Below are 15,651 nucleotides of genomic sequence, written 5' to 3' on the forward strand. Positions count from 1 at the left end.
GGTGAGCGATTCCAAGCCCGCCACTGCGGGGCAGACCGGTTCCTGGCATGTGCCCGCTCCCACCGACGGGGATCGGGTCTGGTCCCGGCTCGCCGCGTATGTGCGCTCCGGGGATTTCTTGCTGCACGGCTCCAGGACACCGGGCCTGCATCAGCTGACCCCCAGGACACCCATTGACCACAGTCCCGACACGTTTTCCAAAACCACCGCGGTGTTCGCCACCGAGGACCCCACCTGGGCCATCGCCTACGCGGTGCGCCCGGCCAACACCCCGGGTTTTCTCAACGCCTGCTTTTATCCGGGCAGCACACCCGGACGGGAGGCCGAGCGCCGGATCTTCCTCTCCTTTGCGCTCCCGGAGAACGGGCAGCCGCCAATGGACACCGGGGTCGTGTACGTGCTCCCGGCCCAGGGCTTTAGCCGGATGCCCAGTTACCTGGATCCGCAGCTCGGGGTGATCACCGAATGCCAGTGGATCAGCACCGACCCGGTGCCGGTGAGCGCCGCAATCCCGGTGCACCCGCAGAACCTTCCGCTCCAGCCGCGACGCCATGATCATCGCGAGGCTGTCCGCCGCGCCGCCGACGAGCCCCACGGCTTTCCCTGGCTGGGCCGTTCACGCGCTGCGAAGCGCTCGCCGTAGGTGCGGCGTCGGTAGGGCGGCAGCGACCGAAGGCGTTGACCGGATTGCGGCATGCCGGTGGGGCACGGCAAGACCCGCACCGAGGACAGGTGCGGGTCTTCGCCACGGGCGGACGCTGGCTAGTCCAGCAGGGCGCGCTTGAGCGTGTCCAGACCCACCGACCCGAGCTTCAGGGCCCGGGTGTGGAAGGCCTTCACGTCGAAGTCCTCGCCTTCGCGTGCCGAGAGCTCATCGCGGATCTGCTCCCACAGCCGTTGGCCTACCTTGTAGCTGGGTGCCTGTCCCGGCCATCCCAGGTAGCGGGTGAACTCGAAGTCCAGCTGCCCGGGGGACTCGTCAAAGTTGGCCTTGAGGAATTCGTAGCCCTTCTGCGCCGTCCAGGTGCCTTCGCCCCAGGCTTGGGGGACCTCCAGCTCCAGGTGCACACCGATGTCGAAGACCACGCGGGCCGCGCGCATCCGCTGCGCGTCCAGCATGCCCATGTGGTCGCCCGGGTCATCCAGGTACCCCAGCTGCTGCATCAGCCGCTCCGAGTACAGGGCCCACCCCTCGCCGTGGCCCGAAACCCAGCACAGGTTGCGGCGCCACTTGTTCAGCGTGTCCGCCTGCAGTTGCGCGGTGCCGATCTGCAGGTGGTGGCCCGGAACCCCCTCGTGGTAGACGGTGGTCAGCTCCGACCAGGTGGAGAACTCCTCCTCACCCGGCGGGATTGACCACCACATGCGTCCGGGACGGGAGAAGTCATCGGAGGGCCCGGTATAGTAGATGCCGCCATCCTCGGTGGGGGCGATCATGCATTCGATGCGGTCCATGGGGGAGGGGATGTCAAAGTGGGTGCCGGCCAGGTCGGCCAGCGCCGCGTCGGCCTTCTGCTGCATCCAGGTGCGCAGCGCCTCGGTGCCCCTGAGCTTGCGCGCAGCATCCTGGTTCAGGATCTGCTTGGCCTCCTCGATCGTGGCCCCGGGCTTGATCTGCGCGGCGACGCGTTTCTGCTCGGCGATGATGCGGGCCAGTTCCTCAACGCCCCAGGCATAGGTTTCCTCCAGGTCCACCTCCGCGCCCAGGAAGTAGCGTGAGGCCAGGGCGTAGTGTTCGCGGCCCACCGCATCCTTTTCAGGCGCCATGGGCAGCAGCTCCTCGCCCAGCACCTCGGCCAGTGACCGGTAGGCGTCCTTTGCCTGCTTCGCGCCGTTGCCAAGCGCCTGGGCCAGGGACGCGTCCACTGCGGCCCCGGCGGAGGCCAGCTCGTCGAAGAACCCGCCGTCCTTGGCGTAGTCGGTGGCCTGCTCGATCACGATCTTCACCTGCCGGCGGGCGGCGATCTGGCCCTTGGCGGCCGAGTCGCGCAGCGAGGCGATGTAGCCGTCCATGGCGGCCGGGACGTTGGCCAGGCGTTCGGCAATGAAGCGGTAGTCCTGGGAGCTGTCCTGTGGCATCAAATCGAAGATCGCGCGGATCTCCTGCGCCTGGCTGGCGATGTTGTTCAGCTCGGTGCGTCCGGTGGCGATGATCTCCAGCTCCAGGCCGAGCCGTTCGCGCATCGCGTCGAGGGTGACTTCATCGACGGCGTCCTGGGCGGTGAGTGCGTCCAGCTTCTCCAGGGTGGCGGAGGTCAGCTCCGCGTATTTCTGCGTGCCGGCCGGGGAGTAGTCCCCGTAGCGGCTTTCATAGCCCGGCAGTCCCATTTCGGTTCCGATCTCCGGGAAGAGTTGCAGAACCTGCTCAAAGTATTCGTTGGCCACCTCATCGATGGCGGAGTCGGCGCGGGCCGATGTGTCCTTGGTCATGAGCCAAGCCTAGTGGACGTGAAATATTTGTTGAAGAGTTTTGCCGGACCAATTCCGGGGCTCTCGGCGTGCCCGAGAGAGTGCGGTAGAAAATGGAATCCGCCGATTAGGTATCTTGCGATGTGAAAACCCCACCACGAACTCCTCCAGCGGTCAGCGAGGCGAGGTCGGCTCGGTGATACTGGCGGAGGCTGCCTTCACGGACCGTACCAGCCCTTACCCCGGTCGATGTCCCGTCGCGCCTTGCGCAGTGAACGAGCCGTCTGCTGATCCCGGCCCTCCAAGTCATCGGCGTGCCGGTCCAGGCTCTTGAAGGAACCGAAAACCACGGGCAGCAGGCATAGGATGATGATCCCGCCGAGCACAAGAAGCGAGGCAAAGTCCATGTTGCGAGCCTAATCAGAACGTTGAGCACAGGGCAATGCCCCGTTTCCCTGCGCTGCGGGCGCAGAGCAGGGGAACGGGGCAGGAAGCCGGTGACGGCGGTGTGAGCCTTCGGGGTTAGCGGCGGCCAATGCTCCATGGAAGCCGCGGAGTGCTCAATGCGCGGCGCTTGCGGATCCGGGCGACCCGTCCGGCCGGGGCCCGCGCGGCACCGTTCTGGTTTGGTTGGGAGCCCATGGCGCTGAGCAGTGCGGTGACCGCCGCCAGTTCCTCCGGGCTCGGATTGCCGCGGGTTACGGTGAGCGCGGCGGTGGCCTGCCGTGTGGCGGTGTGCTGTTCCATATCCAGTCCTTCGAACTTTGCTCTGGGCGTCGCTGGGGGTGTGGGCGGGGCCTACAGCGGGATGTTGCCGTGCTTCTTTGGCGGCAGGCTCGCGTGCTTCTCGCGCAGGGCGCGCAGCCCGCGCACCAGCTGCAGGCGGGTGTCGCTCGGGGCGATGACCGCGTCGATGTACCCCAGCTCCGCGGCCTGGTACGGGTTGAGCAGCTCGGCCTCGTAGCCCTCGATGATTTCCTTGCGGCGCGCCTCGACGTCGCCGCCCTCGGCCTGCACCGCCGCCAGGTCGCGGCGGTAGAGGATGTTCACCGCGCCCTGGGCGCCCATCACGCCGATCTGGGCGGTGGGCCAGGCCAGGTTCAGATCCGCGCCGAGCTTCTTGGAGCCCATCACGATGTAGGCTCCGCCGTAGGCCTTGCGGGTGATGACGGTCAGCTTCGGTACGGTGGCCTCGGCGTAGGCGTACAGCAGCTTTGCGCCGCGGCGGATGATGCCCTGGAATTCCTGGTCCTTGCCGGGCAGGAAGCCGGGCACGTCCACCAGGGTCACGATCGGGATGTTGAACGCATCGCAGTTGCGCACGAAGCGGGCGGCCTTTTCCGAGGCCGCGATGTCCAGGGTGCCGGCGAACTGCAGCGGCTGGTTGGCCACGATGCCCACGGTCGCGCCCTCGATGCGCGCGTAGCCGATCATCACGTTCGGGGCGTAAAGCGCCTGCATCTCGAAGAACTGCCCGTCATCGACCACGGATTCGATCACGGTGCGCATGTCGTAGGGCTGGTTGGCGGAGTCCGGAATCAGCGTATCGAGCTGTTCGTCCTCCTCGGTCAGCTCCAGCTCTTCCTCGAACTCGGCCAGCGGCGCGTCGGTGAGGTTCGAGGAGGGCAGGAAGTCCAGCAGTTCCTTGCAGAACTCGATGGCGTCTTCCTCATCCTCGGCCAGGTAGGTTGCGGTGCCGGTGGTGGAGTTGTGCTGACGCGCCCCACCCAGGGTTTCCATGTCCACTTCCTCGCCGGTCACGGTCTTGATGACGTCCGGGCCGGTGATGAACATGTGGCTGGTCTTGTCCACCATGATCACGTAGTCGGTCAGGGCCGGGGAGTACGCGGCGCCCCCGGCGCACGGGCCCATGATCAGGGAGATCTGCGGAACCACGCCGGAGGCGTGCACGTTGTTGCGGAAGATGTCGGCGAACATCGCCAGGGAGGCCACGCCCTCCTGGATGCGCGCACCGCCGCCGTCGTTGATTCCGACAACAGGGCAGCCGTTGCGGATCGCGAATTCCTGGACCTTGACGATCTTCTCGCCGTTCACCTGCGAGAGCGAGCCGCCGTAGACGGTGAAGTCCTGGGAGTAGACGGCAACCAGGCGGCCATCGACGGTGCCGTAGCCGCAGACCACGCCATCGCCCAGCGGCTTCTTCTTTTCCATGCCAAAGGCGGTGGAGCGGTGCACGGCCAGGGCGTCGAATTCCACGAAGGAGTTCTCATCGAGCAGCATGTCGATGCGTTCGCGGGCGGTGTGCTTGCCGCGGGCGTGCTGCTTTTCCACGGCCTCGGGGCCGGAGGGCAGCTGCGCCAGGGCCTCGCGACGGCGGAACTCGGCGAGCTTGCCGGCGGTGGTGGATAGGTCGATCGCTTCATCCGCCTCGGTGCGCCCCTGCGTCATGCCTTCGACTCCCTTGGTTGCCTGGTTCGTAAAGTTGTGTAGGAATGGCACAAGAAAAATGCCACCCACGTCAGTCTAACTGGGAAAATGGCGGTCCTGTTTGTAGGAAGCCTACAAAATGCCTTCGTCGAATCCGGCAACAGCGCCAGATTATGTTACTCACCAGTAGCTACGGGGGACGTTTTCAAGTAATCTGAGTCACATGACTGAAGATTCGCGCAACACCATTAATCCCCAGCCTCAAACCCTGGCGGGCAAGACCATCGTGATGAGCGGCGGCAGCCGTGGCATCGGGCTGTCCATCGCCCTGCAGGCGGCCAAGTCCGGGGCCAACCTCGTGCTGCTGTCCAAGACGGACACCCCGCATCCTTCCTTGGAGGGTACCATCCACACCGCCGTGGAGCAGATCAACCAGGCCGGCGGCACCGGGCTGGCGGTGGTCGGGGACGTGCGCAAGGACGAGGACGTGGCCCGGATGGTGGACAGCGCCGTGCAGCGCTTTGGCGGGATCGACATCGTCATCAACAACGCCAGCGCCATCAACCTGGCCAAGACCGATGACGTGGACATGAAGCGCTATGACCTGATGATGGACATCAACGTGCGCGGGGCCTTCCTGCTGTCCAAGACCGCGCTGCCGCACCTGCGCAAGTCCGCCCACCCGCACATCCTGACCCTCTCCCCGCCGCTGAACCTGGATCCACGCTGGGCCGGGGTCCACCTGGCCTACACCATGAGCAAGTACGGGATGAGCATGACCACCCTGGGCCTGGCCGAGGAGCTGAAGGACGAGGGCATCGGGGTCAACTCCCTGTGGCCGGCCACGCTGATCGACACCGCGGCCATCCGCAACCTGCCCGGAGGCGGAACCATGATCAAGGGGGCACGCGATGCCCGCATCGTCGCCGAGGCCGCCACCGCCATCCTGGCCAGCGACCCGCGCAGCTGCAGCGGCAACTTCTTCACCGACGAACAGGTGCTCTCCGCGGCGGGGGTCACCGACTTCGACGCCTACGCCACCGACCCGGCCAGCCAGCTGGTGCCGGACATCTTCCTCTAAGCGCTGCCAACACCCGCAGGGCCCCGGCGTGACGCCCACCGCGAAACCCGGCGGCAGCGCGGGCGTGCGGGGGTGAGCGGTGGCATAGGCTGGAAGGCATGATGCCTTCCTCCCGCGCGCCACGCGCCGCCCTGGACGCGGCGCGCCTGTCCCAGATTGCCCGCGACCTGGGCCTTGACCCGGTGCGGCTGGTGCCTTCCACCGGCTCGACCAACGCGGACCTGGTGCAGGCCGCGGCCGAGGACAGCGCCGGGCACCTGGCGGTGCTGAGCACCGAACACCAGCAGGCGGGCAAGGGGCGCCTGGGCCGCGGCTGGGTGGTGCCGGCCGGCGCGGCACTGACCGTGAGCATCCTGGTGCGCCCGGTGCCGGCGCTGCCGGTGGAGGCCCTGTCCTGGTACACGATGCTGGCCGCGGCCGCCTGGTGCCAGGCCATCGCCGAACGCACCGGGCTGGCCGCCGGCATTAAATGGCCCAACGACGTGCTGGTCGATTCCCGCAAGGTCTGCGGGATCCTCGCCCAGCTGGCCACCACACCGACCGGACCGGCCGTGGTGGTGGGCACCGGGATGAACGTGGACCAGGACGCCGCCGAGCTGCCGGTGCCCACCGCCACCTCCCTGCGCCTGGCCAGCGGGGAACGACTGGACCGCACCGAGCTGCTGGGCGCGTACCTGCGCCGCTTCGTGAACCTGGATGCGGCCTTCCGGGCGGTGGGCGGCAACGCGGGCGCACCGCTGGCCAACCAGGGCGGACGCAGCCTGTGCGAACTGGTCGCCGAGTCGCTGGCCACGCTGGGCCAGGACGTGCGCATCGACTACCCGGATGGAACCAGTCTGCAGGCCCGGGCGTTGAACCTGGCAGCGGACGGGGCGCTGCTTGTGCGCGATGAGCACGGCACCGAGCACCGGGTGCTGGCCGGGGACGTGCACCATGTGCGGCGCAGCGACGGGCAGTACGCCTAGGCGGTGCGCCGGCTCCGGAGCCAAACCGGTGGGGGCGCGGGACTAGTATGGAATACGGGACCCCCGGTTTTTCGGGGAACTGCAACCGCTGAAGGCAGGCAGCACAAGGCAAGCGAGGAGGTGCCGGCACGGCCATCATGAAGCTACCGCTACACCAGAACGAGCGCGTGATCATCAAGACCCGTGTGCACTCCCGGGTGCTGCGCCAGCCGTTCATCACCCTGCTGATCCTCACCGGAAGTTTCGCCTTTATCCTCGGCTACCTCTCGCGCCAGCAGCTTCCCGGGTGGATTGCTCCCAACGCCGGGGTGCTTTCCTGGCTGTTCGTGCTGCTGTGGTTCCTGCTGGTGGGCATCTGGTGCGTCGCCCCGTGGATCGGCTGGCTGCGCTCGCGGATCGTGCTGACCACCGAGCGGATCTTGTTCCGCACCCCGCGCAGCGGCGGCCAGCTGCAGTCGGTGGGGCTGTACACGGTGCGCGACCTGCTGGCCCACACCCGCAAGAAGAAGAACCCGGCACAGCGGCCGGGCACGTTGGACGTGGTGCTGAACCACGGCTATGTCAGGATTCCCCATGTTCCGGCGGTGACCTCCTTCCGCCGGCTGGCCATCGAGGCGCTGCAGAACATGGGTGGGAACAACCAAGTGGCCGGACCCTTTGGGACCGCGGCCGGTGAGGGGAATGATCGATGAGCTCCGAGCACACTAGCCCTTCCCGCAGCGAAACCCCGCAGGCGGCCAGCGACGCCGCCCTGGAGGCGCGCACCCAGGCGCTGCCCAAGATCCGCCTGGAGGCCGACCCGATCCAGGAGCTGGCCCAGGCCATGGAGAACCCGCTGCAGGTCCCGGCCCAGGCCCCGGCCGGCATCAAGGAAACCGTTGCCGCCCTGGAGCAGCGCCTGCTGGGCGGCAAGCGTGAGTTCAAGCGCCGCGAGGTGGCCGCCGAGGCCGGGATCTCCCTGCTCTCGGCCCGCAAGCTGTGGCGGGCCATGGGCTTCCCGGAGCTGGGGGACGACGAGGTGTTCTTCACCCAGCGCGACGAGGAGGCGCTGAAGTCGATGGTCGGGCTGGTGCGCGAGGGCAAGCTCACCGAGGAAACCGCGATCTCGCTGATGCGCTCGGTGGGGCAGATGACCGACCGGATGGTGGTCTGGCAGGTCGAGGCGCTGATCGAGGACATGGTCACGAACCAGTCGATGAGCGACCGGCAGGCCCGGCGCGAACTGGTCAACATCCTGCCCCAGCTGATCGGCCCGATCGAGGACCTGCTGCTATATTCGTGGCGGCGCCAGATGAACGCGGCCATCCACCGGCTCTCGGTGCGTGCCGAGGCCGGGGTGGCGGCCTACAACCAGCACAGCGGGGAGGACGACGACGACACCCCGCTGCCGCTGGCCCGCGCCGTCGGCTTCGCCGACCTGGTCTCCTACACCTCGCTCTCGCGCCGCATGAACGAACGCACCCTGGCCCAGCTGGTGCAGCGCTTTGAGGCCAAGAGCGCCGAGATCATCTCGGTGGGCGGCGGCCGGCTGGTGAAGACCATCGGCGACGAAGTGCTCTTCGTGGCCGAAACCCCGCAGGCCGGGGCCCGCATCTCCCTGGCCCTGGCCAAGGAGTTCGAGGCCGACGAGCTGCTGCCCAAGACCCGGGTCGCGGTGGTATGGGGACGGCTGCTCTCCCGGCTGGGGGACATCTACGGGCCGACCGTGAACCTGGCCGCCCGGCTGACCTCCCTGGCCGAACCGGGCACGGTGCTCACCGACGCGATCACCGCCAATACGCTGCGCAACGACGAACGCTTCGTGCTCACCGCCCAGGAGATCACCTCGGTGCGCGGGTTCGGGGACATCCAGCCCTACCTGCTCTCCGCCGGTGAGGGTGGACGGCTGGTGATCGACTGATGAGCCAGGCCAAATCGGTGGCGGGCTTCGGCCTGGTCGCCGCCGGACGCACCCACGTGGGGATGCGGCGCACCGAGAACCAGGACGCCATCCTGATCACCCCGACCGTGTTCGCGGTGGCCGACGGCATGGGCGGGCACGAGGCCGGGGAGCTGGCCAGCGAACTGGCCACCGAAACCCTGGAGGAGCTGACCTTCTACACCGACCGCACCCCGGAGCACCCGCTGCCCACGGTGCTGGATGTGATCCGCCAGGTGCAGCTGGCCGATGACCGGATCCGCGACGCGCTGGACGCCCGCGGGGGCACCACCCTGTGCGCGCTGCTGCAGGTGCGCGGCAGCGACACCGCCCGGGATTCGGTGACCGCCCCGATCTCGGTGCCGCCGTGGACCGCCAGCTTCAACCGCGAGCAGGCCCGCACCGACGTGATGGAGCGCATCACCCCCGAAATGCTGGCCGAGCACCGCCGCCGCCAGGATGAGCTGAACACCGCAGTGGACAAGCCGCAGCCGGACCTGCTGCTGGTCAACGTGGGCGACTCGCGCGGCTACCGGCTGCGCGGCGGGGTGCTGCAGCAGTTGACCCGGGACCACTCGGCGGTGCAGGAAATGGTTGACGCCGGGCAGATCACCGAGCTGGAGGCCCGCAACCACCCGCACCGCAACCTGATCACCCGTGCCCTGGGCGCCGGGGCGGACAGCCAGCCGGACACCATGGTGCTCAAGGCGCATGCCGGGGACCGCTATCTGCTGTGCTCCGACGGGTTGAGCGGGGAGCTGACCGCCGAGCACCTGCAGGCGCTGCTGCTGTCCTACCAGGACCCGGAAACCGCGGTGGTCGCCCTGCTGCAGGCGGCCCTGGAGGCCGGGGGACGGGATAACATCGCCGTCATCGTCATTGACGTGCTGCCCGCCCCGGACCCGGCCGAGCTGGCCGAAGCCGCGGCGGACCGGGCGCAGCCGGCCCCGCAGGCCACCGATCCGGTACAGCCGGTCCCGGCGTCCAGCGAATCGGTGGCGCGGCCCGAAGGGCAGGACGCGGGCTAAACCCGGCGGCCGCGTTCCACCGGCTCAGGCCAGTTGGCTGCGCCCCTCCGGTGTGGGGGCGGCACCCTGCAGCAGCGCGATGGCCCGGGCGTAGTGCACGGCGTGTTCCGGGTCGGTGCTCTGCTGCAGCCGCTCCAGTAGGCGCAGGGCCGCCTTGCGCCGCTGGTAGGCCACTTCCGAATCCAGTTCCCGCATCAGGTGGCTGCGCTGCTGTTCGCTCAGATCGCTCCACTCCCGCTGCCCGACCGGGCGCCCGGGGTCCGGTCCCGGCCCGGACCGCGCAGGGGACCGGGCGGTGCCGGGCCCCTCTGCGGCGTCCTTGCCGGGCGGCAGGCCACCGGCCGGGTCGGCTTCGTGCTGCCAACCCCCGCTCCGGCGCTCGTCGTGCCCTTCACCCTCGCGTCGTGACCCCATGACACACCCCACTGCAGATCAGGCGCCGGGGCCGTGCCGGCAACGGTCATGCCCCGTCTTTGACTTGGTGGCTCCACGATACCCCGCACCACCGATCAGCAACAGGACCACCGATTCCGGCGCCCTGCTGGGGCTGGTCCCCGCGCCGCAACCGGTGTCCCCGGGATCCGGCGCCGGGGGCAAAACTCCGGGCGCGCGCAGAGCACAGGTGATCTGACTTGGCAGGTGGGGCACAATAAGGGGTGTGAGTGAAAATGCCGTTGCCCCCACCGAAACCAGTTCGGCCCCGCCGGAAGACGTGCGCGCCGCGCATGATGCCCTGGTCGAACAGATCCGCCAGCACCGCGAGGCCTACTACCAGCAGGACGCGCCGCTGATCTCGGACGCCGAATACGATGCGCTGTTCCGCGAACTGCAGCGCATCGAGGGGCAGTACCCGATCCTGGCCGGGCAGGACTCACCCACCCAGGAGGTCGGCGGGGAGGTTTCCGCGGCCTTCGCCCCGGTCACCCACGCCAGCCGGATGTACTCCCTGGAGGACGTGTTCTCCATGCCGGAGCTGGACGCCTGGCTGGAGCGGGCCGAGGCGAACGCGCTGCGCCTGCGCCCGGAGCGCAAGCCCGCCTGGCTGTGCGAGGTGAAGATCGACGGGCTGGCGCTGAACCTGACCTACCGCGACGGCAAGCTGGTGCGCGCCGCGACCCGCGGGGACGGGACCACCGGCGAGGACGTCACCCACAACGCGCTGACCATCGCCGACATCCCGCAGCAGCTCTCCGGCAGCGGCTGGCCCCACGAATTTGAGGTGCGCGGCGAGGTGTTCATCGCCACGCAGGACTTCAACGCCTACAACGAGTCGCTGATCGAACAGGGCAAGGCCCCGCTGGCCAACCCCCGCAACGCCGCCGCCGGGTCGCTGCGCCAGAAGGACCCGGCGCAGACCGCCAAGCGCCCGCTGCGCATGTTCGTGCACGGGGTGGGGCGCAACGCCGGGCTGGGCATCGCCAACCAGTCCGAAAGCTATGAGCTGATGGCCCGCTGGGGGCTGCCGGTCTCCCCGTATTCGCAGGTGGTCTCCTCGCTGGCCGAGGTCGATGAGTTCATTGCCGAGCACGGGCGCAAGCGCCACGAGCTGGTGCACGACATCGACGGGATTGTGGTGAAGGTCGATGACCTGGCCACCCAGGAGCAGCTGGGCTACACCTCCCGGGTGCCGCGCTGGGCGGTGGCCTACAAGTACCCGCCGGAGGAGGTGCACACCAAGCTGCTGGACATTGCGGTGCAGGTGGGGCGCACCGGCCGGGTCACCCCGTTCGGGGTCATGGAGCCGGTGCTGGTGGCCGGATCCACCGTCGCCCGGGCCACCTTGCACAACCAGGAGGTCGTCAAGGCGAAGAACGTGAAGATCGGGGACACGGTCATCCTGCGCAAGGCCGGGGATGTGATCCCGGAGATCGTCGGACCGGTGCTGGCGCTGCGCGAGGGCAATGAGGAGAACCTGCGCGACTTCGTGATGCCCACCCACTGCCCCAGCTGCGGTGAACCACTGGCCCCGGCCAAGGAATCCGACGTGGACATCCGCTGCCTGAACGCCCAAAGCTGCCCGGCCCAGCTCACCGAGCGGGTGGCGTACCTGGGCAGCCGCAGCGCCCTGGACATTGAGGCGCTGGGCTATGAGGCCGCCGCGGCGCTGACCAGCGGCCCCGGCCAGGACCCGGCCACCCAGGGCGGGATGGTGATACCGGCCGGGGAAGGGGTGATCAGCAACGAGGCGGAAATCTTCGGCCTCAAGGACCGGCTCGATGAGCTGGCCCAGGTGCGGGTGTGGCGGGAGAAGCGCTCCAAGGGGGAGGGCACCGGGGTGTTCGAACTGGTGCCGTACTTCTTCACCCGCGGCACCAAGGCCAAGCCGCCGGCCCCCACCAAGATGACGCTGAAGCTGTTCGACGAGCTGGAAAAGGCGAAGGACCAGCCGCTGTGGCGGGTGCTGGTGGCCCTGTCCATCCGGCATGTGGGGCCCAACGCCTCCCGGGCCCTGGCTACCCGCTACGGGTCGATGGACGAGCTGCTGAAGGTGGTCGACGCCCCCGGCGCCCGCGAGGAGCTGGCGCAGATCGACTCGGTCGGGGCGATCATCGCCGAGGCGGTCGTGGACTGGTTCGCCGTGCCGTGGCACCGGAACATCGTCACCGCCTGGCAGCAGGCCGGGGTGAAGATGCGCGACGAGCTCGATCAGAGCATCGTCAAGCACCTGCAGGGCCTGGCCATCGTGGTCACCGGCACGCTGGAGGAATTCAGCCGCGACACCGCCAAGGAGGCGATCATCGTGCGCGGGGGCAAGGCCACCGGCAGCGTGTCGAAGAAAACCGATTTCCTGGTGGCCGGGCAGGCCGCCGGGTCGAAACTGGACAAGGCCCAGTCCCTAGGCGTCCCGGTGCTGGATGAGGCCGGGTTCAAGGTACTGCTGGAGCAGGGCCCGGACGCGGCACGAGAAGTCGCCCAGCAGGGCGCGGAAGGTGGGGCATGAACCCGAAGAACCCCGTGGAACACGACCCGCTGGTGCTGCTGGCCCGTCAGGCCGCCGGCGCCGGCGCCCAGGTGCTGGCCCGGCGCGGCGCCCGCGTGCTGGGGGTGGATGAGAAATCCGCGGCCGGTGATTGGGTCACCGACTTTGACCGGTCCGCCGAGGAGGCGATCCGCGCCGCAATCATCACCACCCGGCCGAACGACGCGCTGACCGGGGAGGAATTCGGCTCGCACACCCCGGCCAAGCCCAGCGGCTACCGCTGGAGCATCGACCCACTGGATGGGACCGCGAACTTCGTGCGCGGCATCCACTACTACGCCTCCTCCGTGGCCGTGTGCCACACCAGCGAGGAAGGGGAGGTGACCTGGCTGGCCGGCGCCATCCAGGCCCCGGCCCTGGGCGCGGAGTACTACGCCGGGCGTGGACTGGGGGCCTGGAAGCAGGACCTGGCCACCCGCACCACCACCCGGCTTTCCGGCCCGCAGCAAACCACCGCCAAGGTGCTGGCCACCGGGTTCGGGTATGACGCCACCCGCCGTCAGTTCCAGGCCCGGGTGCTCGCCGACCTGCTGGAGGACTACGTCAACGTGCGGCGCCTGGGGTCGGCCGCGCTGGATTTGTGCCTGGTGGCCGAGGGCGCGCTCGACGCCTACGCCGAGTACGGCACCCAGGAGTATGACTGGGCCGCCGGGGCACTGATCGCCGAGGAAGCCGGTGTGGCGGTGCACCGCCCCTCCAGCACCCCGGGCTGGCAGTACGCCGGGTACATTGACGCGCAGAAGCTGGGCGAACCCCAGCCGGCCCAGGACTAGGAGCCGCGGCGCAGCGCCACGGCAAACGGCGTCCCTTCGCGCAGGCAAGACCCGCGGGCAGGGACGCCGTCTTGCATCGGGCGTGGAACCGGCCGAAGGCTAGATCACCAGCGCCTTGGCCGAGTCCTCATAGTATTCGCGGTGCTTCAGGTCGTTGGCCGCCTCCTCGTCAATCACCAGGATCGCGTCCTCGTGCAGCTGCAGCACCGAGGCCGGGCAGGACGCGGCCAGCGGGCCCTCGATCGCGGCGGCAATGGCGCCGGCCTTGACCCGTCCAGTGGCCACCAGGACCAGGCGGCGGGCCTCCAGCACGGTGCCCAGCCCCTGGGTGACGCTGTGGGTGGGGACCTCATCGAGCGACCCGAAGAAGCGGGCGTTGTCCGAGCGGGTGCGGGCGGTCAGCCGGGTGACGTGGGTGCGGCTGCGCAGGGCGGTGCCCGGCTCGTTGAACCCGATGTGCCCGTTGGAGCCAATGCCCAGGATCTGCACATCCACCCCGCCGGCGGCGGCGATGGCCGCGTCGTAGGCGGTGGCCGCTTCCTCCAGCACATCCAGGGACTCGGCATCGCCCAGCGGCACGTTCAGGTTCTGCTCCGGCAGGCCCATCACCTGGCAGACCTCGCGGATCAGGGTCTGGCGGTAGGACTGCACGTGGTCGGAGGACAGACCCACGTACTCATCCAGGGCGAAGCCGGTGGCCTGGGACAGGTCCAGTTCGCCCTTGGCGACGTAGTCGGCCAGTTCGCTGTACAGGCCCAGCGGAGAGGAACCGGTGGCCAGCCCGAGGACCGGTGCCCGGTCGCTGGCATAGCGCTGGAAACCCTCAAGGACGGCGGTGGCGGCGAGGCGTGCAACCTCGTCAGGGGAGGAACCGATGAGTACCTTCAATGCGTTCTTCCTTTGAAACTTGGTGACGAAAGTGTCATATCCGACGAATGATTGTGCGTCCAAGGTTCCCGAGACGACGGTGTCCCCAGCACCCTGCGTGCCTGGCACGCACTGAACCCATTACCAATAATGTTACGGGTTTTTCGGTGGTGGCGACGTCGCGTTTTCTGCCGCCAGACCCTTGTCCTGCCCGTGGGCGCACCCCATGGGGTGTGCGGGTTGCACCGTTCTTTTCCGTCCGCGCTCGGTGGTTCGGCCCATGCCGGGAGGTGCGGCTCTGTCCAAGTTTTTCCTTGCCAGAGCCCGGTTCGTCCCGAGGTTTCGCCCCGGCCGGACGCCGCGGGGGAGCCCGGCTGCCGCCGGGGGCCGGGGCCGGGGCCGGGCGGTGTGCCGGTGGCCGTGGAACGCCGAACTTATTACCGGCGCAGCGCACTTTACGTCTGCGCACCGGTACCGGCCTGCCAGGTATCGGGGTGCCATGGCGCTGCGGGCCCGCGGTGCGGCAGGGCGGCGCCCAGCGCTTCTGAGAAGAAGAGCTTCATAGCGTGTTCCACACTCTGGATCACGCCAACATCCCTGCGCATCACAGAGGTCGACGCGCTACACCGGGGGGTGAAGTTGGCAACAAAGCGGGCTTGACTGGTCACCGGCAGTGCCGCGGGGCTGTCACACTGGGAAGGATGACTTGCCAAACTCTTCCCGCCGCCACCGAACTGGAGATCACCGAGGCCACCGCCGAGGACTACCAGCGCATCGGTGATATCACCGTTGACGCGTACCTGGACGCCGGGCACTTCGATGACCCGAACCACGAGTACCTGCAGTTCGTGCGCCAGGTCGCCAAGCGCCACGAGCACTGCACCATCCTGGTCGCCAAGCGCGACGGGCACGTCATCGCCAGCATGTCGCTGATGCAGCACGGCAACGAATACGCCGACATCGCCCTGCCGGGGGAGCTGGAGATCCGCATGCTCAGCGTGGACCCCACCGTGCAGCGCAGCGGCGCCGGCAAGGCGATGGTCGCTGCGGCCCTGGCCCACGCCCGCAGCCTGGACGGGGTGCACACCGTCTCGCTGACCACCGGCGGTCACTGGGTCGCCGCGCGCGGGCTCTACGAGAAGCTGGGCTTCACCCACCGCGAGGAACGCGACTGGTTCGTCCCGGACACCGACATTCGCCTGGTGGTCTACACCTACGGGCTCTAGGCCGCGTCCGCGGCAT

15 protein-coding genes are annotated in these 15,651 nt (G+C 68.6%); 9 read left to right on the forward strand and 6 right to left on the reverse strand.

Features of this window, described 5'->3' with window-relative positions; all coding sequences use genetic code 11:
* Position 1: 1 nt before the first annotated feature.
* Positions 2-643, forward strand: a complete 642-nt coding sequence (locus GcLGCM259_RS03440; RefSeq protein ID WP_138925774.1) for a hypothetical protein — start codon at positions 2-4, stop codon at positions 641-643.
* Positions 644-762: 119 nt separating this feature from the next.
* Here GcLGCM259_RS03440 and GcLGCM259_RS03445 read toward each other — a convergent pair whose 3' ends face one another.
* The 4 genes from GcLGCM259_RS03445 to GcLGCM259_RS03460 form a co-directional block, all read right to left on the reverse strand.
* Positions 763-2,430, reverse strand: coding sequence for a DUF885 domain-containing protein (locus GcLGCM259_RS03445; RefSeq protein ID WP_138925775.1), 1,668 nt, complete (start codon positions 2,428-2,430; stop codon positions 763-765).
* A gap of 197 nt (positions 2,431-2,627) precedes the next feature.
* Positions 2,628-2,816: a hypothetical protein gene (locus tag GcLGCM259_RS03450; RefSeq protein WP_138925776.1), complete on the reverse strand. Its 189-nt coding sequence runs from the start codon at positions 2,814-2,816 to the stop codon at positions 2,628-2,630.
* Between the two features lie 115 nt (positions 2,817-2,931).
* Complete coding sequence (locus tag GcLGCM259_RS03455) at positions 2,932-3,156, reverse strand: acyl-CoA carboxylase subunit epsilon (RefSeq protein ID WP_138925777.1); 225 nt, start codon at positions 3,154-3,156, stop codon at positions 2,932-2,934.
* A 51-nt stretch (positions 3,157-3,207) separates the two neighbouring features.
* The gene (locus GcLGCM259_RS03460; RefSeq protein ID WP_138925778.1) at positions 3,208-4,818 is read right to left on the reverse strand and encodes an acyl-CoA carboxylase subunit beta; all 1,611 of its coding nucleotides are present in this window, start codon (positions 4,816-4,818) and stop codon (positions 3,208-3,210) included.
* 202 nt (positions 4,819-5,020) lie between these two features.
* On the opposite strand from GcLGCM259_RS03460, the gene GcLGCM259_RS03465 reads away from it, so the two are divergent.
* The 5 genes from GcLGCM259_RS03465 to GcLGCM259_RS03485 all read left to right on the forward strand — a co-directional run bounded on the left by GcLGCM259_RS03465 (position 5,021) and on the right by GcLGCM259_RS03485 (position 9,789).
* Positions 5,021-5,878 (forward strand): SDR family oxidoreductase, encoded by an 858-nt coding sequence (locus GcLGCM259_RS03465; RefSeq protein WP_138925779.1) that lies wholly within the window; start codon positions 5,021-5,023, stop codon positions 5,876-5,878.
* Between the two features lie 98 nt (positions 5,879-5,976).
* Complete coding sequence (locus GcLGCM259_RS03470; protein WP_138925780.1) at positions 5,977-6,843, forward strand: biotin--[acetyl-CoA-carboxylase] ligase; 867 nt, start codon at positions 5,977-5,979, stop codon at positions 6,841-6,843.
* Positions 6,844-6,980: 137 nt separating this feature from the next.
* Entirely contained in the window at positions 6,981-7,535 is a 555-nt protein-coding gene (locus GcLGCM259_RS03475) for a hypothetical protein (RefSeq protein WP_054821906.1), read from the forward strand.
* Positions 7,532-8,743 carry an adenylate/guanylate cyclase domain-containing protein gene (locus tag GcLGCM259_RS03480; protein ID WP_138175303.1) on the forward strand — a complete coding sequence of 404 codons (1,212 nt, stop codon included), beginning with the start codon at positions 7,532-7,534 and terminating at the stop codon, positions 8,741-8,743. The genes GcLGCM259_RS03475 and GcLGCM259_RS03480 overlap by 4 nt, the downstream gene beginning before the upstream one ends.
* Positions 8,743-9,789: a PP2C family protein-serine/threonine phosphatase gene (locus tag GcLGCM259_RS03485; protein WP_138925781.1), complete on the forward strand. Its 1,047-nt coding sequence runs from the start codon at positions 8,743-8,745 to the stop codon at positions 9,787-9,789. Before GcLGCM259_RS03480 ends, GcLGCM259_RS03485 begins: the two co-directional genes overlap by 1 nt.
* Positions 9,790-9,813: 24 nt before the next feature.
* Here the strand turns inward: GcLGCM259_RS03485 and GcLGCM259_RS03490 are convergent, their stop codons facing one another.
* On the reverse strand, positions 9,814-10,203 hold the full coding sequence (locus GcLGCM259_RS03490) for a hypothetical protein (protein ID WP_138925782.1): 390 nt from the start codon (positions 10,201-10,203) through the stop codon (positions 9,814-9,816).
* A gap of 244 nt (positions 10,204-10,447) precedes the next feature.
* On the opposite strand from GcLGCM259_RS03490, the gene ligA reads away from it, so the two are divergent.
* Both ligA and GcLGCM259_RS03500 read left to right on the forward strand, forming a co-directional pair.
* Positions 10,448-12,730 carry an NAD-dependent DNA ligase LigA gene (ligA, locus tag GcLGCM259_RS03495; RefSeq protein WP_138925783.1) on the forward strand — a complete coding sequence of 761 codons (2,283 nt, stop codon included), beginning with the start codon at positions 10,448-10,450 and terminating at the stop codon, positions 12,728-12,730.
* Positions 12,727-13,542 carry an inositol monophosphatase family protein gene (locus GcLGCM259_RS03500; RefSeq protein WP_138925784.1) on the forward strand — a complete coding sequence of 272 codons (816 nt, stop codon included), beginning with the start codon at positions 12,727-12,729 and terminating at the stop codon, positions 13,540-13,542. The genes ligA and GcLGCM259_RS03500 overlap by 4 nt, the downstream gene beginning before the upstream one ends.
* A gap of 99 nt (positions 13,543-13,641) precedes the next feature.
* Here the strand turns inward: GcLGCM259_RS03500 and GcLGCM259_RS03505 are convergent, their stop codons facing one another.
* Positions 13,642-14,430, reverse strand: coding sequence for a glucosamine-6-phosphate deaminase (locus tag GcLGCM259_RS03505; RefSeq protein ID WP_138925785.1), 789 nt, complete (start codon positions 14,428-14,430; stop codon positions 13,642-13,644).
* A gap of 680 nt (positions 14,431-15,110) precedes the next feature.
* Between GcLGCM259_RS03505 and GcLGCM259_RS03510 the strand changes: the two genes are divergently transcribed.
* A complete protein-coding gene (locus tag GcLGCM259_RS03510) occupies positions 15,111-15,635 on the forward strand; it encodes a GNAT family N-acetyltransferase (RefSeq protein ID WP_138925786.1) in 525 nt (174 codons plus the stop codon).
* Positions 15,636-15,651 lie beyond the last annotated feature (16 nt).

This window comes from Glutamicibacter creatinolyticus, assembly GCF_006094275.1.
Taxonomy (GTDB): Bacteria; Actinomycetota; Actinomycetes; order Actinomycetales; family Micrococcaceae; genus Glutamicibacter; species Glutamicibacter creatinolyticus.

What these genes read in the sequence shown, in the direction of transcription:
- GcLGCM259_RS03445 (WP_138925775.1), bottom strand. Translation starts at nt 2,430, where the DNA reads ATGACCAAGGACACATCGGCCCGCGCCGACTCCGCCATCGATGAGGTG.
- GcLGCM259_RS03450 (WP_138925776.1), bottom strand. Translation starts at nt 2,816, where the DNA reads ATGGACTTTGCCTCGCTTCTTGTGCTCGGCGGGATCATCATCCTATGC.
- GcLGCM259_RS03455 (WP_138925777.1), bottom strand. Translation starts at nt 3,156, where the DNA reads ATGGAACAGCACACCGCCACACGGCAGGCCACCGCCGCGCTCACCGTA.
- GcLGCM259_RS03460 (WP_138925778.1), bottom strand. Translation starts at nt 4,818, where the DNA reads ATGACGCAGGGGCGCACCGAGGCGGATGAAGCGATCGACCTATCCACC.
- GcLGCM259_RS03465 (WP_138925779.1), top strand. Translation starts at nt 5,021, where the DNA reads ATGACTGAAGATTCGCGCAACACCATTAATCCCCAGCCTCAAACCCTG.
- GcLGCM259_RS03470 (WP_138925780.1), top strand. Translation starts at nt 5,977, where the DNA reads ATGATGCCTTCCTCCCGCGCGCCACGCGCCGCCCTGGACGCGGCGCGC.
- GcLGCM259_RS03475 (WP_054821906.1), top strand. Translation starts at nt 6,981, where the DNA reads ATGAAGCTACCGCTACACCAGAACGAGCGCGTGATCATCAAGACCCGT.
- GcLGCM259_RS03480 (WP_138175303.1), top strand. Translation starts at nt 7,532, where the DNA reads ATGAGCTCCGAGCACACTAGCCCTTCCCGCAGCGAAACCCCGCAGGCG.
- GcLGCM259_RS03485 (WP_138925781.1), top strand. Translation starts at nt 8,743, where the DNA reads ATGAGCCAGGCCAAATCGGTGGCGGGCTTCGGCCTGGTCGCCGCCGGA.
- GcLGCM259_RS03490 (WP_138925782.1), bottom strand. Translation starts at nt 10,203, where the DNA reads ATGGGGTCACGACGCGAGGGTGAAGGGCACGACGAGCGCCGGAGCGGG.
- GcLGCM259_RS03500 (WP_138925784.1), top strand. Translation starts at nt 12,727, where the DNA reads ATGAACCCGAAGAACCCCGTGGAACACGACCCGCTGGTGCTGCTGGCC.
- GcLGCM259_RS03510 (WP_138925786.1), top strand. Translation starts at nt 15,111, where the DNA reads ATGACTTGCCAAACTCTTCCCGCCGCCACCGAACTGGAGATCACCGAG.